The 22,245-nt window shown below is 63.2% G+C and carries 26 protein-coding genes; 13 read left to right on the top strand and 13 right to left on the bottom strand.

Features of this window, described 5'->3' with window-relative positions:
* The first annotated feature begins 43 nt into the window (after nt 1–43).
* The 4 genes from RTQ46_RS09605 (at nt 44) to RTQ46_RS09590 (ending at nt 4,445) form a co-directional block, all read left to right on the top strand.
* Nucleotides 44–1,219 carry a ChuX/HutX family heme-like substrate-binding protein gene (locus tag RTQ46_RS09605; RefSeq protein ID WP_312436160.1) on the top strand — a complete coding sequence of 392 codons (1,176 nt, stop codon included), beginning with the start codon at nt 44–46 and terminating at the stop codon, nt 1,217–1,219.
* A gap of 80 nt (nt 1,220–1,299) precedes the next feature.
* Nucleotides 1,300–2,217: an alpha/beta hydrolase gene (locus tag RTQ46_RS09600; protein ID WP_312436159.1), complete on the top strand. Its 918-nt coding sequence runs from the start codon at nt 1,300–1,302 to the stop codon at nt 2,215–2,217.
* Between the two features lie 137 nt (nt 2,218–2,354).
* Nucleotides 2,355–3,269, top strand: a complete 915-nt coding sequence (gene ldcA, locus RTQ46_RS09595) for a muramoyltetrapeptide carboxypeptidase (protein WP_312436158.1) — start codon at nt 2,355–2,357, stop codon at nt 3,267–3,269.
* 3 nt (nt 3,270–3,272) lie between these two features.
* Entirely contained in the window at nt 3,273–4,445 is a 1,173-nt protein-coding gene (locus RTQ46_RS09590) for a DUF418 domain-containing protein (protein WP_312436156.1), read from the top strand.
* A 4-nt stretch (nt 4,446–4,449) separates the two neighbouring features.
* On the opposite strand, the gene RTQ46_RS09585 is transcribed toward RTQ46_RS09590, so the two are convergent.
* A complete protein-coding gene (locus RTQ46_RS09585; RefSeq protein ID WP_312436155.1) occupies nt 4,450–5,169 on the bottom strand; it encodes an SOS response-associated peptidase family protein in 720 nt (239 codons plus the stop codon).
* Between the two features lie 167 nt (nt 5,170–5,336).
* On the opposite strand from RTQ46_RS09585, the gene RTQ46_RS09580 reads away from it, so the two are divergent.
* Nucleotides 5,337–5,561 carry a hypothetical protein gene (locus RTQ46_RS09580; protein WP_312436153.1) on the top strand — a complete coding sequence of 75 codons (225 nt, stop codon included), beginning with the start codon at nt 5,337–5,339 and terminating at the stop codon, nt 5,559–5,561.
* Between the two features lie 12 nt (nt 5,562–5,573).
* Here the strand turns inward: RTQ46_RS09580 and RTQ46_RS09575 are convergent, their stop codons facing one another.
* From RTQ46_RS09575 to RTQ46_RS09540, 8 genes are all read right to left on the bottom strand, one after another.
* Nucleotides 5,574–5,825: a hypothetical protein gene (locus tag RTQ46_RS09575; RefSeq protein ID WP_312436152.1), complete on the bottom strand. Its 252-nt coding sequence runs from the start codon at nt 5,823–5,825 to the stop codon at nt 5,574–5,576.
* Nucleotides 5,826–5,880: 55 nt separating this feature from the next.
* On the bottom strand, nt 5,881–6,087 hold the full coding sequence (locus tag RTQ46_RS09570; RefSeq protein ID WP_312436151.1) for a hypothetical protein: 207 nt from the start codon (nt 6,085–6,087) through the stop codon (nt 5,881–5,883).
* Between the two features lie 106 nt (nt 6,088–6,193).
* Nucleotides 6,194–6,412 carry a DUF2158 domain-containing protein gene (locus RTQ46_RS09565; RefSeq protein WP_312436150.1) on the bottom strand — a complete coding sequence of 73 codons (219 nt, stop codon included), beginning with the start codon at nt 6,410–6,412 and terminating at the stop codon, nt 6,194–6,196.
* Between the two features lie 93 nt (nt 6,413–6,505).
* Nucleotides 6,506–7,084, bottom strand: a complete 579-nt coding sequence (mntP, locus tag RTQ46_RS09560; protein ID WP_312436149.1) for a manganese efflux pump MntP — start codon at nt 7,082–7,084, stop codon at nt 6,506–6,508.
* A 56-nt stretch (nt 7,085–7,140) separates the two neighbouring features.
* Complete coding sequence (locus tag RTQ46_RS09555) at nt 7,141–7,986, bottom strand: undecaprenyl-diphosphate phosphatase (protein WP_312436147.1); 846 nt, start codon at nt 7,984–7,986, stop codon at nt 7,141–7,143.
* A gap of 67 nt (nt 7,987–8,053) precedes the next feature.
* Nucleotides 8,054–8,902: an alpha/beta hydrolase-fold protein gene (locus tag RTQ46_RS09550; RefSeq protein WP_312436146.1), complete on the bottom strand. Its 849-nt coding sequence runs from the start codon at nt 8,900–8,902 to the stop codon at nt 8,054–8,056.
* Nucleotides 8,903–8,967: 65 nt separating this feature from the next.
* Entirely contained in the window at nt 8,968–9,285 is a 318-nt protein-coding gene (locus RTQ46_RS09545; RefSeq protein ID WP_312436145.1) for a hypothetical protein, read from the bottom strand.
* Between the two features lie 6 nt (nt 9,286–9,291).
* Entirely contained in the window at nt 9,292–9,609 is a 318-nt protein-coding gene (locus RTQ46_RS09540; protein WP_312436144.1) for a hypothetical protein, read from the bottom strand.
* 243 nt (nt 9,610–9,852) lie between these two features.
* Between RTQ46_RS09540 and RTQ46_RS09535 the strand changes: the two genes are divergently transcribed.
* A complete protein-coding gene (locus RTQ46_RS09535) occupies nt 9,853–10,122 on the top strand; it encodes a DUF1488 family protein (protein ID WP_312436143.1) in 270 nt (89 codons plus the stop codon).
* Here RTQ46_RS09535 and RTQ46_RS09530 read toward each other — a convergent pair.
* Entirely contained in the window at nt 10,119–10,946 is an 828-nt protein-coding gene (locus RTQ46_RS09530) for an AraC family transcriptional regulator (protein ID WP_312436141.1), read from the bottom strand. The two genes, RTQ46_RS09535 and RTQ46_RS09530, sit on opposite strands and share 4 nt — an antisense overlap.
* A gap of 139 nt (nt 10,947–11,085) precedes the next feature.
* Between RTQ46_RS09530 and RTQ46_RS09525 the strand changes: the two genes are divergently transcribed.
* Nucleotides 11,086–12,705, top strand: a complete 1,620-nt coding sequence (locus RTQ46_RS09525; protein ID WP_312436139.1) for a methyl-accepting chemotaxis protein — start codon at nt 11,086–11,088, stop codon at nt 12,703–12,705.
* A gap of 285 nt (nt 12,706–12,990) precedes the next feature.
* The gene (locus tag RTQ46_RS09520; RefSeq protein WP_312436138.1) at nt 12,991–13,365 is read left to right on the top strand and encodes a response regulator; all 375 of its coding nucleotides are present in this window, start codon (nt 12,991–12,993) and stop codon (nt 13,363–13,365) included.
* A 9-nt stretch (nt 13,366–13,374) separates the two neighbouring features.
* Here the strand turns inward: RTQ46_RS09520 and RTQ46_RS09515 are convergent, their stop codons facing one another.
* Nucleotides 13,375–15,030 carry a DUF6138 family protein gene (locus RTQ46_RS09515; protein ID WP_312436136.1) on the bottom strand — a complete coding sequence of 552 codons (1,656 nt, stop codon included), beginning with the start codon at nt 15,028–15,030 and terminating at the stop codon, nt 13,375–13,377.
* 255 nt (nt 15,031–15,285) lie between these two features.
* On the opposite strand from RTQ46_RS09515, the gene RTQ46_RS09510 reads away from it, so the two are divergent.
* Nucleotides 15,286–15,978 (top strand): DUF3334 family protein, encoded by a 693-nt coding sequence (locus RTQ46_RS09510; protein ID WP_312436135.1) that lies wholly within the window; start codon nt 15,286–15,288, stop codon nt 15,976–15,978.
* Nucleotides 15,979–16,009: 31 nt separating this feature from the next.
* On the opposite strand, the gene RTQ46_RS09505 is transcribed toward RTQ46_RS09510, so the two are convergent.
* Nucleotides 16,010–16,573, bottom strand: a complete 564-nt coding sequence (locus RTQ46_RS09505; protein ID WP_312436133.1) for a DUF2939 domain-containing protein — start codon at nt 16,571–16,573, stop codon at nt 16,010–16,012.
* Nucleotides 16,574–16,808: 235 nt separating this feature from the next.
* On the opposite strand from RTQ46_RS09505, the gene RTQ46_RS09500 reads away from it, so the two are divergent.
* The 4 genes from RTQ46_RS09500 (at nt 16,809) to RTQ46_RS09485 (ending at nt 21,323) form a co-directional block, all read left to right on the top strand.
* Nucleotides 16,809–18,407: an ABC-F family ATPase gene (locus RTQ46_RS09500; protein WP_312436132.1), complete on the top strand. Its 1,599-nt coding sequence runs from the start codon at nt 16,809–16,811 to the stop codon at nt 18,405–18,407.
* A 143-nt stretch (nt 18,408–18,550) separates the two neighbouring features.
* Nucleotides 18,551–19,684, top strand: a complete 1,134-nt coding sequence (gene nadA, locus RTQ46_RS09495) for a quinolinate synthase NadA (RefSeq protein WP_312436130.1) — start codon at nt 18,551–18,553, stop codon at nt 19,682–19,684.
* Complete coding sequence (gene nadC / locus RTQ46_RS09490; protein WP_312436128.1) at nt 19,681–20,547, top strand: carboxylating nicotinate-nucleotide diphosphorylase; 867 nt, start codon at nt 19,681–19,683, stop codon at nt 20,545–20,547. Before nadA ends, nadC begins: the two co-directional genes overlap by 4 nt.
* Nucleotides 20,547–21,323, top strand: a complete 777-nt coding sequence (locus RTQ46_RS09485) for a transporter substrate-binding domain-containing protein (RefSeq protein WP_312436127.1) — start codon at nt 20,547–20,549, stop codon at nt 21,321–21,323. The genes nadC and RTQ46_RS09485 overlap by 1 nt, the downstream gene beginning before the upstream one ends.
* A gap of 12 nt (nt 21,324–21,335) precedes the next feature.
* Here the strand turns inward: RTQ46_RS09485 and RTQ46_RS09480 are convergent, their stop codons facing one another.
* The gene (locus RTQ46_RS09480) at nt 21,336–22,226 is read right to left on the bottom strand and encodes a neutral zinc metallopeptidase (RefSeq protein WP_312436125.1); all 891 of its coding nucleotides are present in this window, start codon (nt 22,224–22,226) and stop codon (nt 21,336–21,338) included.
* Nucleotides 22,227–22,245 lie beyond the last annotated feature (19 nt).

Raw genomic sequence — 22,245 nt, 5'->3', positions numbered from 1 at the left:
CTATCCGTGCCGCTCTTTTCTTGTTCAACAACATGGACTATTCATGACCTTATCCAAACTCGTTCTTTCCCTGCTGGGCAGCCTGCTGATCGCCAACGCCGCGACGGCACAGGCCCCGGCCAACCTGGCGCAACGCTGGTCGACCTTGCGCGCCGAACAGCCGAAGCTGCAGATCCGCGATGCGGCGCGCGCGCTGGGGGTGTCGGAAGCGCAATTGCTGGCGACTGATATCGGCAATGGCGTGACGCGCCTGCAGGCTGACGGCAACCAGCCGCGCGAGATCATGCGCGGCGCGCTGGACCTGGGGCTGGTGCAGGCTATTACGCGCAATGAAAACGGCGTGATCGAAACCACCGGCATCGCCAGCAAGTTCAAGCAGGCCGGCGACAAGTCGGAGCAGGGCGAGGTCAAACAGGATGCCAGGCCTGATCCCGAGAAAGAAGCGCGCGAGCGCAATATCGCCGGCGGCTACCTGGGCGGCGCGATCGACCTGCGGTTTCACTTTGAAAACTGGAAATATGCGTTTGCCGTGGCCCAGCCCGGCCGCGACGGCAAGCTTTCGCGCAGCCTGCAGTTTTTTGATGCCCAAGGCGATTCGGTGCACAAGCTGTATGTGCGCAGCGACGCCGGCGTGGCCGTGTTCGACCAGCTGGTTAACAAGTTCCGTGCGCCCGAGCAAGGCACGCAGCTGAAAGTGCTTGCCGCCGCGCCGAAGGCAGCCGAAAAGCCGGACGCCAGCATCGACGTCAAGGAATTCCAGCTGGCCTGGAAAGAGATGACCGACGTACACCAGTTTGCGCAGATCCTGCGCGAATTCCACCTCACGCGCGAACAGGCGCTGCGCCTGGCGCCGGCCGGCATGGTCGAACGCGTGACGCCGCAGGCGCTGCGCACGCTGCTCGACAATGCGGCGAAGGACAAGGTGGCCATCATGGTCTTCCTGGGCAACGGGGGCCTGACCCAGATCTACAGCGGCAAGATTGAAAAAACCATGGCGGCCGGCGGCTTTTACAATGTACTCGACCCCGATTTCAACCTGCATATCCGCGACACGGCGCTGCGCAGCGGCTGGGTCGTCAAGCGGGGCGGCGTGACCTCGATCGAGTTTTTCGATAACGAGGGCACGCAGGTGCTGACTTTCTTTGGCGTGCGCGAACGCGGCAAGCCGCAGCCGCAGGCCTGGAACGACCTGGCCGCCAGCCTGCCGCGCGTGCAGTAACGCTGTCCCGGCCACAAAATGGTATGCTGATGTCACGGCCGCGGCGCTGATGCTCGCGGCCAGTGAACGGGAAAGGCATCATGGCAACCATCAAGGCCAACGGCCTCACTATCGCTTATGAAAGCCACGGCGATCCGCGCGACCCCTGCGTGCTGCTGGTGATGGGCCTGGGCATGCAGCTGGTGGCCTGGCCGGACGCGTTTGTCGATGGCATCGTCGAGCAGGGTTTTCATGTGCTGCGCTTCGACAACCGCGACGCGGGCCTGTCGAGCAAGATGGCGCATGCCGGCAAGCCGAACCTGCCGCTGGCCTATCTGAAAAGCAAGTTCGGCTGGCGTGTCAACAGCTCCTACACCCTCGATGACATGGCCGACGATGCGCTGGGCCTGCTGACGGCCCTGGGCATCGCGCAGGCGCATGTGATCGGCGCCTCGATGGGCGGCATGATCGCGCAGGTGATGGCGGCGCGCGCGCCCGAACGTGTGCTGAGCCTGGTGTCCATCATGTCGAGCAGTGGCCGGCGCGGCTTGCCCGGCCCCACACGGGCCGCCCGCAATGCGCTGATGCGCCGGCCGAAGGCGGGCGCCAGCCAGGCCGAGCTGGTGGCGCATATGGTGGCCACCGTACGCGTGCTCGGCAGTCCTGCCTATCCGGTGTCCGAAAAAGTGCTGCAGCAGCGCATCGCCACCGCGCTGGCGCGCGCCAGCTGCCCCGACGGCGTGGCGCGCCAGATGGTGGCGATCGCCGCTTCGGGCGAGCGCACGGCGCTCTTGCCCGCGATTAGCTGTCCGGCGCTGGTCATCCATGGCGCAGCCGACCCGCTGATACCGGTGGCCTGCGGCATCGATACGGCGGCGCTGATACCGGGTGCACGGCTGGAAGTGATCGAGGGCATGGGGCACGACCTGCCGCCGCAGCTGATCGAACGCCTGCTTGCCTTGATCGATGTGCATCTGCACGGTAAGATGGCGCCTCATATGCGCTCCCAGCCGGCTTGAAGTTTTTTCTTTTCCCCAATTGCAAGGACCGGGGGTCGGACCCTTGAGTCCGACCCGGGCATGTTGCCGTTTGGGGTGGAAGGCAAGGCAGCCATGGCACAATTCCTTTACCGATCTTTCTACTCCGGACCATTTTGTTGAACACTCCTGATATCGGCATCGCCATCGTGGCGCCCGGCGGTTGCGCGCCCGACGAAGCGGTGCTGGCGCGCGGCATTGCCCGCCTGCGGCAGCAGGGCGCCACTGTCCACAATTACTACGATCCGGCGCACAAGTTCCAGCGCTTTGGCGGCACCGATGCAGGCCGGCTGGCACAGCTGAACGCCGCTGCCATCGATCCGGGGGTACAGGTGGTGCTGGCCTTGCGCGGCAGTTACGGCATCAGCCGCATCCTGCCCGGGATCGACTTCCAGGCGATGGCCGACAGCGGCAAATTGTTTGTCGGCTACAGCGACTTCACGGCCTTCCACATGGGCCTGTTTGCAAAAACGGGCCGTGCCAGCTTTGCCGGCCCCATGGTCTGCGATGATTTTATCCGCGAGGAGCCCGAGCAGTTTACGCTGGACCAGCTGTGGTCCTGCCTGGCCGGCCCCACTCATACGGTAACCGGCGTGGCCCAGGGCAATCCGCATGTCGAGGTCAACGGCACGCTGTGGGGCGGCAACCTGGCGATGATCGTGCATTTGCTGGGCACGCCGTATTTCCCGCGCATCGATGGCGGCATCCTGTTCCTGGAAGACGTCAGCGAACACCCGTACCGGGTCGAGCGCATGCTGCTGCAATTGCTGCACGCGGGCGTGATCGAGCGCCAGCAGGCGATCGTGCTGGGCGATTTTTCCGGCTACAGACTGGGTCCGCTGGAAAACGGCTATGATTTCGACGCCATGCTGGCGTATGCGCGCGAGCGCCTGCCGGTGCCGGTGCTGACGGGGCTGGAATTCGGCCATATCCGCCGCCGCGTCACCCTGCCGTTCGGCGGCCAGGCGCGCCTGACGTCGAACGATGCCGGTTTTACGCTGCAGATGGGCGATTACCCGAGCCTGGCGCGCTGACCGATGCACGGCAAACCGGGCAGGCTGGCGCAACTCGATGTGCTGCGCGGCATCGCCGTGTTCGGCATCCTGCTGGTCAATATCTGGGGCTTTGCCTGGGGTACCCTGTCGCTGCGCTACGGCACCTTGCCGGCGCCCGCACCGTGGCTGGACCAGGCCGCCATCTTTGCGGTGGCGGCACTGGCCGAATTCAAGTTCTATCCCATCTTTGCATTTCTATTTGGCGCCGGCTTTGCGCTGCATACGCGCTCGCTGCGCCGGCAACTGGGCAGCTGGCCGGCTGCGCAAACCGCCTATGCGCGGCGGCTGCGCTGGCTGCTGTTGATCGGCCTGCTGCATGGTGTGCTGGTATGGAGCGGCGACGTGCTCAGCTCATATGCGATTGCCGGCATGCTGATCCTGCCGCTGGCGTCCAGCCGGCTCGGCCGAATCCGCAACCTGGCCTGGCTGCTGGCTGGCGGCTTTCTGCTGTTCATGTGCCTGCTGTATCCACTGAACCCGGCAAGCGACCCGGCGGCCACGGCGCGCGAGCTGCACGAGTTTGCCGGCCGCCATGCCGTCTATACGCACGGCAGCGCCTTGGCGATTGCGGCTTTGCGCGCGCGCGACTACGGCATGCAGATGCTGTTCGTGATCGTGATGCTGCCGCATATCATGATCTTCTTCCTGCTCGGTATTCTTTCGGTGCGCCTGGGCTGGCTGACGCAGCCGGCGCGACACCGTCATGTCTGGCGCCGCGTCTGCGCGGCCGGCTTCGGTATCGGCCTGCCGTTCAACCTGCTGGCCGCCACGGCGATCCTGTGGCAGACCGTCGATCCGTACCAGACGCAGCTGAACGCCATGCTGCTGGAACTGCTGCTGTATGCGGGCGGCCCGCTGCTGGCGGCAGGTTATGTGGCGGCGCTGATGCTGGCGGGCCCGTCCACCATGGCGGCGCTGGCGCGGTGGCTGGCGCCGGTCGGGCGCATGGCGCTCTCCAACTACCTGCTGCAATCCGTGCTCGGCACCTTCCTGCTGCAGGGCTGGGGGCTGGGCTGGGGCGGTGTCTTGCGTCCGATCGAGATGCTGGGCCTGGCCGGCCTGATCGTGGTGGGGCAGATCGTGCTGAGCCGCTGCTGGCTCGCGTACTTCCGGCAAGGGCCGGTGGAAGCGTTGTGGCGCCGGCTGGCGCGCTGAAAAGTCAGTCGCCGTTCCAGTCAAAGCCGACTTGCGCGGGCACCGGCTGCGGCGTTTTTCTGGCGCGCGCGCTCGGGATCAGCGGATTGTCCACCGCATGCCACTCGAACAGTTCCGCATCGAGCATGCAGGTGCGCGCCAGGTGCAGCGCGGCCTCAAGCGTCAGTTCCGGATCCAGCCAGCGGTGCGCGTCCTCCAGGTTGACGGCCACTGGCCGCCGGTCATGGATGTCGACCATGCCGCCCAGGCTGTCGGCCGTGACCAGCACGAAGCCCGATTCTTCGCGGTTGAGCTTGAATGGACCGAAATGCGCCAGCGCCAGCAGGAAGAGCGGACCCTTGTCCTTGCGGTGGATATGCCAGGGTTGTTTCGACCCCTTTTCGCCGGTCCATTCATACCAGCCATCGGCGCAGACGATGCCGCGCCCCTTGCGCAGCAGCGGCTTCCAGTACGCGCCGGCCAGCTTGTCCAGGCGCGCATTGATGGCGATAGGGATTTTCTTCTTGCCGGGCGCGGGTACGGCGGCTGCGGCCCAGGCAGGGCGGTAGCCCCAGAACACATCGTCGACGCGGCGCACGCCGTCTTCGATATGCATCACCGGACGATAGGTACCCGGCGGCACGTTCAGGTGCGGCTCGGCCTCGCTGTCGAATACCGCGTCGGTCCAGCCGAAGGAAGACGCCAGTACCCGCGCCGTGTCATTTTGATCGAATCGTCCACACATGGCGAAATCATACCTGATGCCTGCGCAATCGCACGCACAGTGCGTGCCGCTCGTGGGTATCTCGACGGTAATCATGCGAATGTGGGCGACCGTACAGACCACAATGCTGCGATGCGGCACACTGGCAGCAAGTCAGGTGGCTGACGTCTTTTTAAGCGGAGGAAATTATGATGTCGTTGGAAAATCCCACCATCCACAAAGGATTCACGATCAGTGCAACTGCTTCACAACGCCGTGACGGCCGCTGGGTAGGCTCGTTCGTCAGCCAGAACCATGCCTGCGGCGCCTACGAGGACACCTGCGATTATGATGATTGCAGCAACGAAAAAGAGGCACAGCAAGTGGCCTTGTCCATCGGCTGGCGCCTGGCCGACAGCGCACCGATGCGTTAAGACGTGCTGTTCTCAGGCCCCGCGCTTGCGCTTCAATGCGCACAGCAGGCAGATTGCCGGGGCCAGAAACGCGAGCGGCAACCTGATAACCGGGTTGGCGGCCTGGCTGGCGCCCACCACATGGGGCAGGAGCAGTAACAGCGGTACGGTAGGCAACATGGCCGCTAGAAAGAACAGATAGCCGGAATGGCCGTTCTTCCTGGCCAGCAAGGCAATCAGGGCACAGCCGATCAGAAACACCAGCGGCAAATTCACATATTCCATGGGTTCAGATTTTCTAGCGGCAAGGGGCAACATTATACCTGCCGCTAAGGTGCCGTCAGCCTGCGCGGATGGCCCGTATCTGCTGCGCCGTTTCCTCGATTTCGCGATACGCTTCCTGCACATAGCCTGAAATCGGATGGGCGTCAATCCATGCATAATAGACCTGCTCGTCGCGCCTGGCGGCAAACGGTATATGGTGATCACGGATCGATTCGGCGGTTTCCCTGACCAGGGATGCAAACAGCAGTTCCAGTGTTTCCATGACGCTCTCCTCGTGACTTGGCAGGCTGATGTCACGAATTTAACATGCGGGAAACAATGCTTGTGTGTGTTTGCGTACTTAAAAGCAGGCTGGGTCAGGCCGGCGGTCAGTCTTCGCGCGTATAGCGCCGCCGTTCGTAGCGCACGATATCGAGCGCATATTCGGGATACGCCTGTTCGAACAGGAAATGGTCTTTTTCATAGACGCAGAAGACGGCCAGTGCGGCTTCTTCCCGCGCAAAAAAATTGTCGTCCACGCAGACCACCGTCATATCGGGGCCGCCACACTTGACCCGCACGATATCGCCTTCATTGAATTGATGCATGCTTGCTTTCCAGGCATATTGAACAGGTAATGCCAGCGGTCGCGGCATGCTTCATATCATACCTGATCAGTGCGTTGGCGCACAGAGCCGGCTCTAGCCCGCCGGATGGCCGAGATGCTCGTACAGGATCAGGCTGCCGATCGCGATCAGGATCACGCCGCCGACCAGTTCGGCGCGCCGGCCCGCTACCGTGCCCAGCACGCGGCCCAGCATCACCCCGATGGTCACCATCACAAAAGTGGAAAAGCCGATGGCGGCGGCTGTCACGATGATATTCGCGCCCAGCAAGGCCAGGCCAGCGCCCACCACCATCGCGTCGATGCTGGTGGCAAAGCCGGTGACGGCCAATACCCAGAACGAATGGCTGCGGGCTGGTGCCTGGTCTTCCTCGTCACCGCCATCGGCGAAGGCATTGCGTATCATCAGTGCGCCGATCACGCCCAGCAGGGTAAAGGCCAGCCAGTGATCCCAGGCAGCCACATACGGCGCCGCCACGCGGCCCAAGGCCCAGCCGATCAATGGCGTGACCGATTCGATCACGCCGAAGATCAGGCCGGTACGCAGCGCCTCGCGCCATTGCGGCTTGTGCAGCGCGGCGCCCTTGCCGACGGCGGCGGCAAAGGCGTCGGTGGACATGGCGAGCGAGAGGGCGGCGGTGGCGGCAAAATTCATGGCGGACTTTCAGTGTGGCGCCTGGCTATATAGGCTGGGGTCGGCAGGCCGCGATTTTACCCTACCCACAGCACCACCGCCGAGGCGGCCAGGCAATAAGCGCCAAACAGATGCCAGCGTCCCTGTTCCAGCCAGCGCGACAGCCAGCGCAGCGCCAGCAGCCCGGCCACGAACGACAAGCACATGCCCAGCAGGCTGGGCGCGAGCAGTTGCATCAGGGAAGCGCCGTGGCCGACGGCGCCAGCGGACACGGCCTGGTAAAAACGCCAGCCTTCCTTGGCCAGCACCGCCGGCGTCAGCACCACCGCCAGCGCAAAGCTGAATTCTTCGGCGCGCCGCTGCGGCACGCCGGCGGCGATTGCGGTGGAAATGGTGGCGCCCGAACGCGAAAAACCGCGAAACGGCAGGCACAGGCCCTGTACCGCGCCGATCAATACGGCGCGCGGCAGGTTCAGGGCGCCGTCCTGGCGCGGGGTCAGCCGCGACGACGCCATGATCAGCACGCCGGCACAGGCCAGCGCGGCCGCCATCAGCCTGGCATTGCCGAACAGATGTTCGATTTCAAAGCCAGGCGTGTTGGCCATTGCCACATGGGTGGTCAGCTTCAGGAGGCCGAAGCCGACGATGCCGGTGGCCAGCGTGGCGGCCGCCAGCAACAGCACGTTGCTGCGCAATGCATTGGTTGAACTGACATACGTGGCGCGCCAGGAAGACCAGAAGTACACAATGACGGCAAACATGGTGCCGGTATGCAGCATCACCAGCAGCATGGTCAGCTCCGGCGAAGTGGGGTCGAGCCCCATCAGTTTTTCCGCCATGATCACGTGGGCGGAACTGGATACGGGCAGCAATTCGGCGAAGCCCTGGACGATGGAGAGTATAAACAGTTGCAACAGAGTCATGGCGGGCCTCGCTCGGGATGGGCCTGCATTCTACAAGCGCACCCCGTGCCGCAAGGCCTGCGGACGATTACAGTTTGTCCATCTTCGGCGCCAGCACGGCGCGAAACGCTTTCAGGGCGGCCGGGTGGTAAATGGTGCCGTGGGTTTCCTGCGGCATGCGCTCGACGTGCCAGTCCAGGCCTTTCGGTGCGCTGCTGGCCAGCACCTGCTGCAGGCGCTGCACTTCGCTGGCGATCCCTGCTTCGCTGCTGCTGGCCAGATACAGCGTGTGCTGTCCGCCGCCGTGCTTTGCCAGCAGGCTGGCCGCCTGCGAGGGCAGCGCGCCGCGGTTCCACCACAGGCTGGGATCGAAGGCAAAATAATGGTCGAACAGCTGCGGTTCGAGCAGGAAGGTTTCGACCACGAACAGTCCGGCCAGCGATTCGCCGACGATGGCCGTCTCCGGCGTAACGCGGTAGCGCTGGCGCACCTGCGGCATCAGCTCGTCGCGGATAAAACTGCGGTAGGCGGCCGCGCCACCGACCACCGGCGCAATGGCGCGATCCTTGGGGTCGTCGGTGGACCCTGTCAGGTCGCGCCGGCGCTGCGTGTTCTGGATGCCGACCAGCATGAACGGGCGCATGGTGCCGTTCGCCACCGACACCTGCAGCAGACCGGCGACATGCAGGAAATCTTCGGCGACGCCGCCGTCCGGCATGTACAGCACCGGCAAGCGCGCATCGGGCGGCGTATCCCAGGCGCGCGCCGCGTAGACATTGATATGGCGCGTTTCGTTCAGGATATGCGAGGCGATGGCAAAGCTTTCGCCGATGACCAGCGGAGTGGTGGCAAACGGCACTGTTTCAATGGCAGGCGCTGGTGCCGCGATGCACAGCAGCATGCTGAACGCCAGGCAGGAAAGGGGAAGTCGGTGCATATGGGGTCGCAATCAAATACAGCGTGGAGAAAAGTCAGGGAAAAAGCAGTGAAAAGCCGAGGAAGTCAGCGCCGTTTTGCCGCCGCCTGGCGCCGTGCTCTGGTTTCGGCCTTGTTCGGCAGATGCGGGCGCTTGGCCAGTTCCGTCTTGACGGCGGTTATTGCCGGACCAAATTCCTGCAGCGCCTCGGCTGCACTGGCGCCAGCATAATATAGCTGGTTCGATTGTGCGGCGCGCAGGCGGCGCAGCTGCGCGAGCAACTGGCGTGCGTGCAGCCGCGTCAGGTCCTGCGCCAGGATCTCCCGCACAACGGCGCCGGCAACGTAATCCGGGTCCAGCAATCGCAGCAGGGCCTGTCCCGGTGTATGAGCAGTGTCTGTCATTGGCTTTCAGGTAGACGGCGCCAGCAGGCGCGGATCGATGTCGTCGGCCAGCGGGCCGACCGTGACGGTAGTATGCCAGCCCGATGGCACCTGATTGCTGTCGAACAGGGCGATGCGCGTATGCACGAACAGCACGCTGTAGACGCCCGATTTCAGGTCGCGGTTCAGGTCCCAGTGCAGCAGTTCGATCACCTCGCCGGTGCGCGGCAGGTGCGAGCCGGCGGGCACGGCAATTTGCTGGTTGACGAATTCCCGGGTCGGTCCAGGCTCTTTTTGCCTGGGATCGATGTAGCGGAACGAAACGCTGACGGGAAAATTGGACATGGCGATCACCTTCTATATTTGTTTGAAGACAATATCACAAGCATGCTTTCCGCATGCCGTCATTGTCGTATTTTTACGAAAAATTGTCTTTATGTACGGTAACATACAGTGCAGCGCGGGCAACTTCAGTAACCTGCAGACATGGTCACCATGGTCACTCAGCGCCGCAGGCAGGTATCAGCATGAAACAACTCTCTCTCCGTATTCCAGGCTCGCATTCTGCATGGCGGGCAGGGAGCCGCCATGCCTTATGAGATCATCCGCAACAGCATCGTGTTCGACCACTTCGATGGCGCGATCACCTTCCACCTCGCCGCATTTGGCACGGACAAGATATGCCGGGTGACGTCGACAGCGTTGCTGCGCCTGTCAGGCAGTCCCGGCGACGGTGACGGCCATGATCCCTTGCAAATCTTCGACGCCCACCGTCTGCTGATCGCGCAGCGCGCGTTCGCCTACCTGAGCCGCGATTTGCTGAGCAACAGCGTGGTGCTGCGGGCGCTGGACTTCTAGCGCTGCCGTTCGCCATTATCCCGCGCCAGCCAGTCGCGTGGCGACAGGCGTGCGCCGGCCCGGAACGCGCGCGTAAAGGCCGGCTGGCTGCTGTAGCCGACTTCGATTGCCACATCCTGCACCAGCCTGCCTTGCCGCAGCAGCGCCTGCGCCCGGGCGATGCGCTGCTGGTTCAGGTATTGCGCGGGCGGGCAGCCCACCACCACATGAAACTGGCGCGCGAAGCGGCTGCGCGACATGCCGCACAGGGCCGCCAGCTTTTCCACCGTCCACTTGCCACCCGGACGCGCCTGCATGGCGTGCATCGCCTTGCCCAGCGCCGCGTCGGACGATCCCGCCAGGGCCGTGGCCGACATCAGCTTGCGGTCCAGCGCATGGCGCAGCAGCTGGACGATCAGTACCTCGCACAGCCGGTTCAACACCAGTTCATGGCCCAGGTCCGCCGTGCCTGCCTCGTCAAACAGCAAGGCCAGCGTGCCGGCCAGCGCCGGCAATTGCGCCAGGCTCGCATGCAGGCAGGCGGGCAGGGCGTCGACCATCGCATCGTCGCCGGCCAGGTGCACGCTGGCGCACAGCAGCTCGGCCTGGCCCGCGCCCGTCCCCAGCCCGTGTGCATGCGGACGTGGATACCAGGCCACCGCCGGGCCGTGCAGCGGCAGTTCTGTGCCGTCTTCCTGGATCAGGGTCAGCGTGCCGGCGCGCAGCAGGTGCAGATGGCCGCGCATGGGCTGGACAGGAAAATGATTGCTGCCGCAAAAACCGCCCTGGAAGAAAATCTCGGCCGAAAAGCCCAGGCGCAGCAGTAATGTGGAGACGGCATCCATACGGAGAAGATAGAGACGAAAAGGTATAAATTGTAGACTAACGGCAACTAATGTTTCAATTTTTATCGTTATGATCTGCGCCATTGTCGTTGTCTTGCACAACATCTTGTTGCATTTTGCATCATCAATGGAGAAACAGATGACCCTGTCAAACTTTAAAATCGGTACGCGCCTGTACCTGGCGTTCGGCGCCGTCATCGCCTTGCTGGCGATCCTGGTCGCCTCGGCGCAGAGCAATTTTTCCAGCCTGAGCGAAGCCAACGGCTGGAACGTGCATACCTATGAGGTGCTGGGCGAGGCCAGCGGCCTGCTCGAAGGCCTGGTCGATATCGAAACCGGCGAGCGCGGCTTTGCGCTGACGGGCAAGGACGCCTCGCTGGAGCCGCTGCTGTATGGCAAGCGCATTTTTGCCGAACATCTGCAGCAGATCCGCACGCTCACCTCCGACAACCCGAGCCAGCAGGCCAGGCTGGCCACGCTGGAAGCGACCCAGCAGCGCTGGCTGGCGACAGCCGTCGAGCCGGTGATCGCGCTGCGCCGCGCCGCCATGGCCGACGGCAATCTGGACGCCGTGGTGGCGGCCGAGCAGGCAGGCAAGGGCAAGGCCGACATGGACGCCATGCGCGCCCTGCTGGGCGAAATCGGCAAGGCCGAACGGGTCTTGCTGGTGCAGCGCGCCAGCGAGGCGGCCGCCCTGAAGACGCGCACCACCTGGGTGCTGCTCGGCGGCGGTGCGATTGCCGCCGTGCTGGCCTGCGTGCTGGCCTTCCTGCTGAACCGCAATATCACCAGGCCGCTGCATGAGGCGGTGGAAATGGCGCAGCGCGTGGCCAAGGGCGACCTCAGCAGCAATATCGTGGTCCGTTCGAAAGACGAGACGGGCGAACTGATGGCGGCGCTGCGCGACATGAACGCGTCGCTGGTGGCCATCGTCGGCGACGTGCGCGGCGGTACCGACACGATAGCCACCGCCTCGGCGCAGATCGCGGCCGGCAATATGGACCTGTCCTCGCGCACCGAGCAGCAGGCCAGCTCGCTGGAAGAAACGGCGTCGTCGATGGAAGAGCTGACCTCGGCCGTCAAGCAGAATGCCGATAACGCGCAGGCGGCCCGCTCGCTGGCCGCGTCCGCCTCCAGCGTGGCGGTGCAGGGCGGCGCCGTGGTGGCCGACGTGGTGCAGACCATGGGCTCGATCAATGAGTCCTCGCGCAAGATTGCCGACATTATTGGCGTGATCGACGGGATTGCCTTCCAGACCAATATCCTGGCCCTGAATGCGGCCGTGGAAGCGGCGCGCGCCGGCGAGCAGGGCCGTGGCTTCGCCGTGGTGGCCACTGAAGTGCGCAACCTGGCCCAGCGTTCGGCCAGCGCGGCCAAGGAGATCAAGGGCCTGATCGATGATTCGGTCGACAAGGTGGGTGCCGGCAACAAGCTGGTCGAGCAGGCCGGCGCCACCATGCAGCAGGTGGTCGACAGCGTACAGCGCCTGTCGACCATCATCGGCGAGATCACTGACGCCAGCGAAGAGCAGCGCGTGGGCATCGAGCAGGTCAACGAGGCGATCAACCAGATGGACCAGGTAACCCAGCAGAATGCGGCGCTGGTCGAGGAAGCGGCCGCTGCCGCCAATGCGATGCAGGAGCAGGCCGCACAATTGTCGGCCTCGGTGCAGGTGTTCCGCCTGCAAGATACGGCGACAGCCGTGCGCCTGGCGCCGGCCAGGCCCGTGCATCGGCAGGCACTGCTGGCGCACAGCTGATGCACGGCTGACGCGCAATTGCCAGCTGGCCGGAGCGGGGGTGGCCGCTCCAGCTACACGAACGCAGCGTCTGCTCCTACAGCGATGAAAAGAAAGATTGTTAAAATATGCATACGATCTTGGCGCGTGCCGTCACTTGTAGGAGAGAAACTATGTATAATTACCGAAAAGCAACCTCATCCTTTCAGTCACCACTCCTGGCTGAACTTAATATTGCCGCCTCGAACCTGCTGGCATACTGGCACTGACCCGTCAGGGTTGTGCTCACCGATAGCAGGCTACACAATGGCAAACCAACTTTCTCCCTTGCGCGTGATGATCGTCGATGACAATCGCGATGCCGCCGACCTGATCGCCGAGTTCCTGGAAATGTGCGGGCACCAGACGCTGCCGATCTATGGCGGCGCCGCCGCGATCCAGGCCGCCGATACCTTCCAGCCCGACGTGGTGCTGCTGGATCTCGGCATGCCCGATATTACCGGCTTCGACGTGATCTCGACCCTGCGCCAGGCGCCGCGCTTCAAGCATACGCGCATGGTGGCGCTGACCGCCTGGGGCGACCCGCAAACGCGCGAGCGCACCCAGGGCATCGGCTTTGACCATCACCTGGTCAAGCCGGCCACCCTGGACGACATCCTTAACGTGGTGTCGGTCGCATAGGCTGTATTCCTAGCTGGCGGTCAGGATATCGAGCAATAATTGCTTGCGCCGTCCGCTTGCCTTGCGCGCCAGGGCGCCCAGCTTTTCCAGTTTGCCCCACACCGGATAAATAACGCGTTCGACTTCATGGTCGTCCAGTCCCCGCATGGCATCGCACAGCAGGGCCAGCTTGTCGTCATCGTCGAGTTCCGGCAGCAGTTTCAGTTTCAGGTGGTCGGTACAGCGGCGCAGGCAGGCCACCAGTACCGGCGCCGATGCGGCCGTCAGCCCATATTGCGCGGCAAAGGCGGCAGTGAAACCATCCTGCACCGACTGGTGTTCCTCATCGACCACCGCCATGTAGTCCTGCACCAGCGAGAAATAATGCGTATTGGCCAGCGCCAGCCCGAACGTCGCATAGGTGCCGGGCATGCAGTTTTTTTCGCCTTCGGTGTCCGCATACATTTCGAACTCTTCGATGGCCGCACGGGCATACTGTTCCAGCGGCGGCTGCAGTTCAGGATAGGCCAATGCATTGGCGAAAAAGCGGTGGGTATCGGATCGCGCCAGGCCTTTGACCGCCAGATACTGTTTGACGCCCGACTTGAGCTTGATCTGATAGCTCTTGGGAAAGCCCAGGCCCAGCAGCCGGACCAGGAAGGCGAGCGCCTGGCCATAGGCGCCAGCGCCTTCCTGGCGGATGGTGATGTGCACGGTGGCGAACACGTCATTGGCGGCGCAGGCCAGCTCGGGATTGTCCAGTGCAATCGCGTCGGGCACGATGCTGCCGCTGCCTTCTTTCAGCATGCGCGCCGCGCGGCTGCTGCCCAGCTGTTTCGCCAGGTTGATGAATGTCACGCCGGTCGATTTGCTGTAGCTCGGTTCGTGGCGCAGTATCATCACGGCGCCGTACAGCAGCAGGTCGATCTGTTCGCTGCCTTCCCCGTCGAGCGCGGCGCCGGGCTTGAGCGCATAGTCGTTCGGACCGTACGATGAATGCCTGACATCGAAGTAGCGGGGCAGAAATTGCCGCTCGGCCCAGTCCTTCACTGCGTGGATCATGTCGCCGCGATGTTCGGCCAGCGATTCCGGCGCCGGCTTGTTGACAAGCTGTATCTGCTCGAAGCGGGCAATGGTCCAGCCGACGTCGAGCACCGGAAAGAGATGCGGATCGAGCAGATGGCGGCTCAGGAACATCGTTTCAAGGGGATCGGTGGGCTGTACCCCCGCTTGCAGCCTGGTGGCGATAAAGGCGTGGATATTGTCGAGCAACTGGGCCTTTTTTTTCGCATGCACGTATTCGAGCACGTCGAATTGCAGCATGCCTTCGATGGCGCGTATCTTGGCACGCAAGCGGAAGCGGTAATCGATCAGGGGCGTGTCTGCCAGCTGATCCAGGCGTTGCTGCGCAGCTGCGGCCAGGCCAGGCAGCACCTCGCCGAGAATCTGTTCACGGCTCGGCAGCTCCATGCGCCGCGACGAGATGGGTTCGTCAAAGTCCAGATCGAGGTCGAGTATGGTGGTGCGTCCAGGCTGGTATTTGACGGTGATCTCGCTGAACACGCCCATCTGCAGGGTGGTGCGCTGCTTGATCGACGCCAGATCGTCGCGCCGGCTTTGCGTATCGAACCAGTCCTCGAGTTCGGTACGCATTTCTTCCAGTATCTGCTGCTGCAATGTGCTCATGCTCTGCTTTCTTGGGTCTGATGCCGGCCATGGAGACCGGAGACCCGCATCATGCCATAAAGTTGTTTTTCAGCCACTTTCTACGGCGCGGCAGGCCAGCTTGCATGGCGCCTGCGCTATGTGGATGGCGATTTCGTCACAGATCGTCAAGTAAACACAGGTATGGCTGGACGGAGATGGCGCGCCCCGGTATTCTGCCCATCTGATACATATTTCTACACAGAAATATCAATATAAAAAGCACGAGAGGTAGCCATGAGCTCAGAAAAGGATGTTGTGTACGGTACAGAAGATTTGTTGATGAGTTTATGCAACTCGGTCGTCCGGGTGCTGAACGTCGCAACGCAAAGCAGGGTCAATTATTCCGGCATGGTGCAGCGCATCACCAAGACCGGCCTGAAACCCGATATCGGCTGCTTCGTCATGTTCGACGGCGGCTTCACGGGCCTGGTGGTGCTCAATTTCGCGGCCGATACGGCGATGGAAATCTACGAGCGCTACATGCTGCACATGGGCATGCCGAAGTCGGAACTGGCCAGCTTCTATACGTCCGATGAGGTGTCGAACATCATGGGCGAGCTGATGAACCAGATCGTCGGCGACTTTACCGGCAAGGTGCGGCGCGAACTGCAGACCAATATCACCCAGAGCCAGCCGAAAATGCTGGTGCTCAACAAGCAGGTGATGCTGAGCGTCGATACGCCGCTGGACCGCCCGGAAATGCGCCGCGTCACCTTCTACACGGAAAAGAACAATATTTTCTACCTGGAACTGGCGATCGACCGCACCGAATTCATCAAGCTGCATGACTTCGATTCGCGCGAAGTCGATACCGATGCCCTGATGGATACCGAGTACGCCAACCAGACACGCGACGCGGAACCCGCGCCGGCGGCCGCGCCTGCCGACGACGACAACGAAGACCTGCTCAAGTCTCTGGGCATGTAAGAATTGCCAGCGATGGCCCTGGCGGCCAGGATTACCTGGCGGCCGCCATCGCTTTCGACAGTTCGATTTCGCTCAGTTTCCAGCTCCACAAGCCGTGCCGGCGCAGCACCAGCGCGCCGGCATCGTCATGGCGCTGGGCCGGCCGGATCACGAAGCGGTCCCATCCTGCATACGATGCGGCGTACTTCGGCCCGGCCTTGTCCTGGCCGGCTGGCGCGCTCGCCTGCATGCTGTCGTCCCCATCCGTCTGCGGGTGGCTGTTCAGCGCGCTCTTGCTGACCAGCGCCTCGACGCCGGCCGGCGACACCATCGCGTCCACCATTTTTCCCAGCATTGCATTGCCCAGTGCCGCGCCCATCGCGGCGAACGGATTGTCCGCGCCGGCCACCGCGCTGATGCTGTGCGACATGGTCGCCGCCAGCTGGTCCTTGACATTGCTGCGCAGGGCAGGGAAGTCGACCTGCCCGGCCAGCGCGGCGGCGTCGCGCCCGGCCACGGCGGTTTTCATCTGGTGCAGGGCATAGTAGGGCGAAGCCCAGGTGGCGGCACCCAAGGCGAGGACGGCGACGGTGGCGGCGATGGTAATTTTCTTCAAGAGGTACTCGTCAGGGCAAGGTTGAAATGGGCGCGGCGAAAGCGGGGCCGCATGTGTGGCGCCCCGCATTTTCCCATGCGATTGCCGTTCTGGTAAGCATGCATTTGCACTAAGCTCACTTGCCGGCTGTAAGTCCTTGTTTCCATGTGCCTTTACAGCAGCCACCGGCAGCTGCTGTATAATGGTGGAAAAGTATTCAACACCCTGTTTTCACTGGATAAAGACCCGATACCACATGCTCAGTACAGCTAACATCACGATGCAATTTGGCGCCAAGCCATTGTTTGAGAATATTTCCGTCAAGTTTGGCGACGGCAACCGCTACGGCCTGATCGGCGCGAACGGCTGCGGCAAGTCGACCTTCATGAAGATCCTGGGCGGCGACCTGGAACCGTCGGGCGGCAACGTCATGCTCGACACCAACGAGCGCCTCGGCAAATTGCGCCAGGACCAGTTCGCATTCGAAGACATGCGCGTGCTCGACGTGGTGATGATGGGCCATACCGAGATGTGGGCCGCGATGCAGGAACGCGATGCGATCTATGCGAACCTCGAAGCGACCGACGAAGACTACATGAAGGCGGCCGAGCTGGAAGGCAAAGTGTCGGAGTACGACGGCTATACGGCCGAATCGCGCGCCGGCGAACTGCTGCTGGGCGCCGGCGTGGCGATCGACCTGCACCACGGCCCGATGAGCAATGTCTCGCCGGGCTGGAAGCTGCGCGTGTTGCTGGCGCAGGCGCTGTTCTCGAACCCGGACATCCTGCTGCTCGACGAGCCGACCAACAATCTGGACATCAACACGATTCGCTGGCTGGAAGACGTGCTCAACGAGCGCAACTCCACCATGATCATCATTTCGCACGATCGCCATTTCCTGAACCAGGTCTGCACCCACGTGGCCGACATGGACTACGGCACGCTGAAGATCTACCCGGGCAACTACGACGAATACATGTTCGCCTCGACGCAGGCGCGCAACCAGCAGCTGGCCAACAACGCAAAAGCGAAAGACAAGGTCGCCGAGCTGCAGGAATTCGTGCGCCGCTTCGCCGCCAACAAGTCGAAAGCGCGCCAGGCCACCTCGCGCGCCAAGCAGATCGAGAAGATCAAGGTCGACGACATCAAGCCATCGTCGCGCGCCTATCCGTTCGTGCGTTTCGACGGCGAGAAAAAGCTGCACCGCCTGGCGGTGGAAGTCGAGAACATCTCGAAAGCGTTTGACCGCCAGCTGTTCAAGAATTTCTCCATCATGGTCGAAGCGGGCGAGCGCATCGCCATTATCGGCGCCAACGGCGCCGGCAAGACCACCATGCTGCGCTGTATCGCGGGCGACCTGGCCGGCCTGCAGCCTGACCAGGGCCGCGTCAAGTGGGCCGAGAACGCCAACGTCGGCTATATGCCGCAGGACCCGACCGAAGACTTCGCCAAGGACACCAACCTGACCGACTGGATCGGCCAGTGGACCAAGGAAGGCGACGACGACCAGGCCGTGCGCTCGATCCTGGGCCGCCTGCTGTTCGGCGGCGACGACGTGAAAAAGGCCGTCAAGGTGCTGTCCGGTGGCGAGAAGGGCCGCATGATGTACGGCAAGCTGATGCTGGGCCGCCACAACGTGCTGCTGCTCGACGAGCCAACCAACCACATGGACATGGAGTCGATCGAGTCGCTGAACATCGCGCTGGAAAAATACGCCGGCACCCTGATCTTCGTTTCGCACGACCGCGAATTCGTGTCCTCGCTGGCGAACCGCATCATCGAGATCAAGGAAGACGGCATTGTCGATTACAGCGGCAATTACGAGGAATACCTGAAGAGCCAGGGTATCGATTAATTGGTTTTGTGGTGGTTGTCGGATTACGCGCTGCGCGCTAATCCGACCTACGTCGGCCTTATCGCAGGTCGGATTAGCGCAGCGCAATCCGACACCACCCACTCGCTATTGTTCCCGCCCATCCCGATTTGTCTGACACAGCCATGCAAACTCTAGCCATCAAATCCGTCGAGTACGAACACCCGCAAGACGGCGCCAGCTGCACCGCCCACGCCTGGGCGCGTACGCCGGCGACGCCGTCCCCATCCGAAAAAACCGAACTGATCGCACGCATCAAGCGCCTGCTGGTCGAGCGCGAAGCCGTGCTCGTTGCGCACTATTATGTCGACGCCGACCTGCAGGACCTGGCCGAAGCGACCGGCGGCTGCGTTTCCGATTCGCTGGAAATGGCGCGCTTCGGGCGCGACCATCCGGCCAGGACGCTGGTGGTGGCGGGCGTGCGCTTCATGGGCGAGACGGCGAAAATCCTCAGCCCGGAAAAAACCGTGCTGATGCCCGACCTCGATGCCACCTGTTCGCTCGATCTCGGCTGCCCGGCCGACGAGTTCACGGCCTTCTGCGACCAGCACCCGGACCGCACCGTGGTCGTGTACGCCAACACCAGCGCGGCCGTGAAAGCGCGCGCCGACTGGATGGTGACGTCCTCGATCGGCCTCGATATCGTGGCCCACCTGCACGCCCAGGGCAAGAAAATCCTGTGGGCGCCGGACAAGCACCTGGGCTCCTATATCCAGAAGGAAACCGGCGCCGACATGCTGCTGTGGCAGGGTTCGTGCCTGGTGCATGACGAATTCAAGGGCATCGAACTCGACCTGCTCAAGGAAGAGTATCCGCACTCCAAGGTGCTGGTGCACCCGGAGTCGCCGGCCAATGTGGTGGCGCTGGCCGACATGGTCGGCTCGACCTCGCAGATGATCGCTGCCGCGCAGACGATGGATACCGACACCTTTATCGTCGCCACCGACAACGGCATCCTGCACAAGATGCGCGCCGCCGCCCCCGGCAAGCGCTTTATCGAAGCGCCGACCGCCGGCAACAGCGCCACCTGCAAGAGCTGCGCGCATTGCCCGTGGATGGCGATGAACGGCCTGCGCAACCTGGCCGAGACACTGGAAAACATGCACAATGAAATCCATGTCGACCCGGCCGTCGGTCAATTGGCCGTGCGTTCCATCAACCGCATGCTCGACTTTGCCGCCGCCAAAAAGGCGGGCATCCAGCCAGGCCCCGACCTGGCGCAAGAAGCCACACTGTTTCAGGGAATCGGTCCAGCATGAGTACTCTCGTCAATTCTTTCGCCCCGTTCGATCCCGCCCTGGCGCGCGCATTTGAAGCGAACCTGCTGGCCGCGCTGATGGAAGACGTGGGCCAGTGCGACCTGACTGGCGAGCTGGTGCCGCCGGACGAGATCGTCACGGCGCGCGTGATCGTGCGCGAAGCGGCCGTGCTGTGCGGCGCGCCATGGTTCCAAGGGATTATGACCAGCCTGGACCGCAACATGATCATCGACTGGCATTACGCCGAAGGCGACCTGATGGCCGCCGACAGCGTGGTGTGCACCATCGAGGCGCCGGCGCGCGCCTTGCTGACGGCCGAGCGCAGCGCGCTGAACTTCATGCAGCTGCTGTCGGCGGTGGCCACCGCCACGCGCCAGTACGTGGATGTGGTGGCCGGCACCAAAGCCGCCATCCTCGACACGCGCAAGACCTTGCCCGGCCTGCGCCTGGCGCAGAAGTACGCGGTGCGCGTGGGCGGCGGCCAGAACCAGCGCCTGGCGCTGTATGACGGCATCCTGATCAAGGAGAACCATATCGCGGCCGCCGGCGGCATCCGCCAGGCGCTGGACAATGCGCGCACGCTGGACGCCGGCGTGCCGGTGCAGATCGAGGTGGAAACGCTGGCGCAACTGCAGGAAGCGCTGGCCGCGGGCGCCGTGTCGGTACTGCTCGATAACTTCAGCAACGGCATGATGCGCGAGGCGGTGGCGCTGACCGCCGGGCGCGCCTTGCTGGAAGCGTCGGGCGGCATCAACTTCGACACCGTGCGCGCGATTGCCGAGACGGGCGTGGACCGCATCTCGATCGGCAGCCTGACCAAGGATATCAAGGCCACCGATTACTCTTTGCGCATCGTCGGCTGATGAGCGGGGCAGGGCAGCGCCGCTGGCGCCGGCGCCTGCTTGGACTGGCCTTGTTGCCGGTCCTGTTCGCGCCCTGGCAGGCGCAGGCGCGTGAACTGCTGGCCGTCGGCGCACAGTTCGAACGCGTCTTCGACTACCAGCCCAGCGGCGAATATGTGGGGCTGGGCGCCGAGCTGGTACGCATCCTGGCGGCACGCACGGGTAATACCGTGCGCTTTCGCATGGTGCCGTGGGCGCGTGCGCAAGCCATGCTGGCGCAGGGCCAGGCCGATATTCTGATCGGCCCGTACAAGGCGCCCGAGCGCTTTGCCAGCATGGCGTTTGCCGACAAGCCTTTCTACCAGGACCAGATCGTGTTTTATGTGCGCCAGGAACCTGGCTTCAGCTGGGACGGCGACTATGCCAACCTGAAGAACCGGCGGCTGGTGATGCTCAATGGCTGGGCCTACGGTTCGGACATGGAACGCCTGCGCTCCAGCCTGCAGGTCAGCGTGGCCAATAACGTGGAAAACGGTCTGAAGATGCTGGTGCATGGCCACGTCGACCTGTTCGTTACCAACCGCCGCAATACCGAACCGGTGGTGGCGCGGCTGGGTCTGCAGCGGCAGGTGAAAGTCCTGCCACGCGTGCTGGAAGTGCAGAACGGCTATTTTGCGTTTCCCCGTTCGCCGGAGTTCGACCGCCTGCGGCTGCAGTTCGACCAGGAGTTCAATACCCTGGTCGAGAGCGGCGAGCTGAAGCGGCTGGGCAGGCGCTTCGAGGTCACCACTCCCTAGCCGCCACGGCTGTTACAGCTGTTTCGCTTCAAACGTATTGCACTGGGCAATCTGGCCTGATTCAATCCCTTTGGTAAACCAGCGCACGCGTTGTTCCGAGGTGCCGTGGGTAAAGGAATCGGGCACCACATGGCCTTGCGCCTGGCGCTGCAGCGCATCGTCGCCAATCGCCGTGGCCGCCTTCAATGCCGCTTCCACATCGCCTTGCTCCAGGATCTTGCGCTCGGCATTCGCGTGATACGCCCATACGCCGGCAAAGCAGTCGGCCTGCAGTTCCAGGCGTACCGACATGGCGTTGGCCTGGCGCTCGCTGGCCGTGCGGCGCGCATTGTCGACTTTTTCGGACAGGCCCATCAGGTTCTGCACATGGTGGCCCACCTCATGCGCGATTACATAGGCCTGGGCAAATTCCCCCGATACCTTGAAGCGCTGCTGCATCAGGTTGAAAAAATCGAGGTCCAGGTAGACCTGCTGGTCGCCGGGGCAGTAGAACGGTCCGGTGGCGCTCTGGCCCGTGCCGCAGGCGGTCGGCGTGCTGCCCTCGAACAAGACCAGCTTCGGCTTCACATAGCTGCCGCCTTCGGCCTTGAACAGATTGGTCCAGGTGTCTTCCGTATCGGCCAGCACGGTTTTCACGAAGCGCGCCATCTCGTCATCGGCCGGCGGCTGCTGTGCCGGCGACTGGGGCTGCGTGCTGACCTGGCTGCCGCCACCACCACCGCTGAGCATGCTGAGGATGGTCAGCGGATTGACGCCCAGCACCCAGCCGCCCACCAGGGCGACGACGATGGTGCCGATGCCGATCGTGCGTCCGCCAAAACCAAAGCCGCCGCCACCGCCGCCGCCGCCTTCTCCGCGGCGGTCTTCCACATTATCGCTTTCGCGGTTGCCTTCCCATTTCATGATCGTTACTCCTGCTGCG

This window comes from Janthinobacterium sp. (assembly GCF_031995485.1).
Classification (GTDB): Bacteria; Pseudomonadota; Gammaproteobacteria; order Burkholderiales; family Burkholderiaceae_D; genus Janthinobacterium.
This window is presented reverse-complemented; position numbering and strand designations above follow the sequence as displayed.

Excerpts from the sequence above, each read along its gene's own strand:
- RTQ46_RS09575 (WP_312436152.1), bottom strand. The coding sequence starts at position 5,825 with ATGGAATATGTGAATTTGCCGCTGGTGTTTCTGATCGGCTGTGCCCTG.
- RTQ46_RS09580 (WP_312436153.1), top strand. The coding sequence starts at position 5,337 with ATGATGTCGTTGGAAAATCCCACCATCCACAAAGGATTCACGATCAGT.
- RTQ46_RS09605 (WP_312436160.1), top strand. The coding sequence starts at position 44 with ATGACCTTATCCAAACTCGTTCTTTCCCTGCTGGGCAGCCTGCTGATC.
- nadC (WP_312436128.1), top strand. The coding sequence starts at position 19,681 with ATGAGTACTCTCGTCAATTCTTTCGCCCCGTTCGATCCCGCCCTGGCG.
- RTQ46_RS09520 (WP_312436138.1), top strand. The coding sequence starts at position 12,991 with ATGGCAAACCAACTTTCTCCCTTGCGCGTGATGATCGTCGATGACAAT.
- RTQ46_RS09590 (WP_312436156.1), top strand. The coding sequence starts at position 3,273 with ATGCACGGCAAACCGGGCAGGCTGGCGCAACTCGATGTGCTGCGCGGC.
- RTQ46_RS09525 (WP_312436139.1), top strand. The coding sequence starts at position 11,086 with ATGACCCTGTCAAACTTTAAAATCGGTACGCGCCTGTACCTGGCGTTC.
- RTQ46_RS09550 (WP_312436146.1), bottom strand. The coding sequence starts at position 8,902 with ATGCACCGACTTCCCCTTTCCTGCCTGGCGTTCAGCATGCTGCTGTGC.
- RTQ46_RS09510 (WP_312436135.1), top strand. The coding sequence starts at position 15,286 with ATGAGCTCAGAAAAGGATGTTGTGTACGGTACAGAAGATTTGTTGATG.
- RTQ46_RS09485 (WP_312436127.1), top strand. The coding sequence starts at position 20,547 with ATGAGCGGGGCAGGGCAGCGCCGCTGGCGCCGGCGCCTGCTTGGACTG.
- RTQ46_RS09600 (WP_312436159.1), top strand. The coding sequence starts at position 1,300 with ATGGCAACCATCAAGGCCAACGGCCTCACTATCGCTTATGAAAGCCAC.
- RTQ46_RS09570 (WP_312436151.1), bottom strand. The coding sequence starts at position 6,087 with ATGGAAACACTGGAACTGCTGTTTGCATCCCTGGTCAGGGAAACCGCC.
- RTQ46_RS09540 (WP_312436144.1), bottom strand. The coding sequence starts at position 9,609 with ATGTCCAATTTTCCCGTCAGCGTTTCGTTCCGCTACATCGATCCCAGG.
- nadA (WP_312436130.1), top strand. The coding sequence starts at position 18,551 with ATGCAAACTCTAGCCATCAAATCCGTCGAGTACGAACACCCGCAAGAC.
- RTQ46_RS09535 (WP_312436143.1), top strand. The coding sequence starts at position 9,853 with ATGCCTTATGAGATCATCCGCAACAGCATCGTGTTCGACCACTTCGAT.
- RTQ46_RS09500 (WP_312436132.1), top strand. The coding sequence starts at position 16,809 with ATGCTCAGTACAGCTAACATCACGATGCAATTTGGCGCCAAGCCATTG.
- RTQ46_RS09585 (WP_312436155.1), bottom strand. The coding sequence starts at position 5,169 with ATGTGTGGACGATTCGATCAAAATGACACGGCGCGGGTACTGGCGTCT.
- RTQ46_RS09555 (WP_312436147.1), bottom strand. The coding sequence starts at position 7,986 with ATGACTCTGTTGCAACTGTTTATACTCTCCATCGTCCAGGGCTTCGCC.
- RTQ46_RS09530 (WP_312436141.1), bottom strand. The coding sequence starts at position 10,946 with ATGGATGCCGTCTCCACATTACTGCTGCGCCTGGGCTTTTCGGCCGAG.
- RTQ46_RS09545 (WP_312436145.1), bottom strand. The coding sequence starts at position 9,285 with ATGACAGACACTGCTCATACACCGGGACAGGCCCTGCTGCGATTGCTG.
- RTQ46_RS09480 (WP_312436125.1), bottom strand. The coding sequence starts at position 22,226 with ATGAAATGGGAAGGCAACCGCGAAAGCGATAATGTGGAAGACCGCCGC.
- RTQ46_RS09515 (WP_312436136.1), bottom strand. The coding sequence starts at position 15,030 with ATGAGCACATTGCAGCAGCAGATACTGGAAGAAATGCGTACCGAACTC.
- mntP (WP_312436149.1), bottom strand. The coding sequence starts at position 7,084 with ATGAATTTTGCCGCCACCGCCGCCCTCTCGCTCGCCATGTCCACCGAC.
- RTQ46_RS09565 (WP_312436150.1), bottom strand. The coding sequence starts at position 6,412 with ATGCATCAATTCAATGAAGGCGATATCGTGCGGGTCAAGTGTGGCGGC.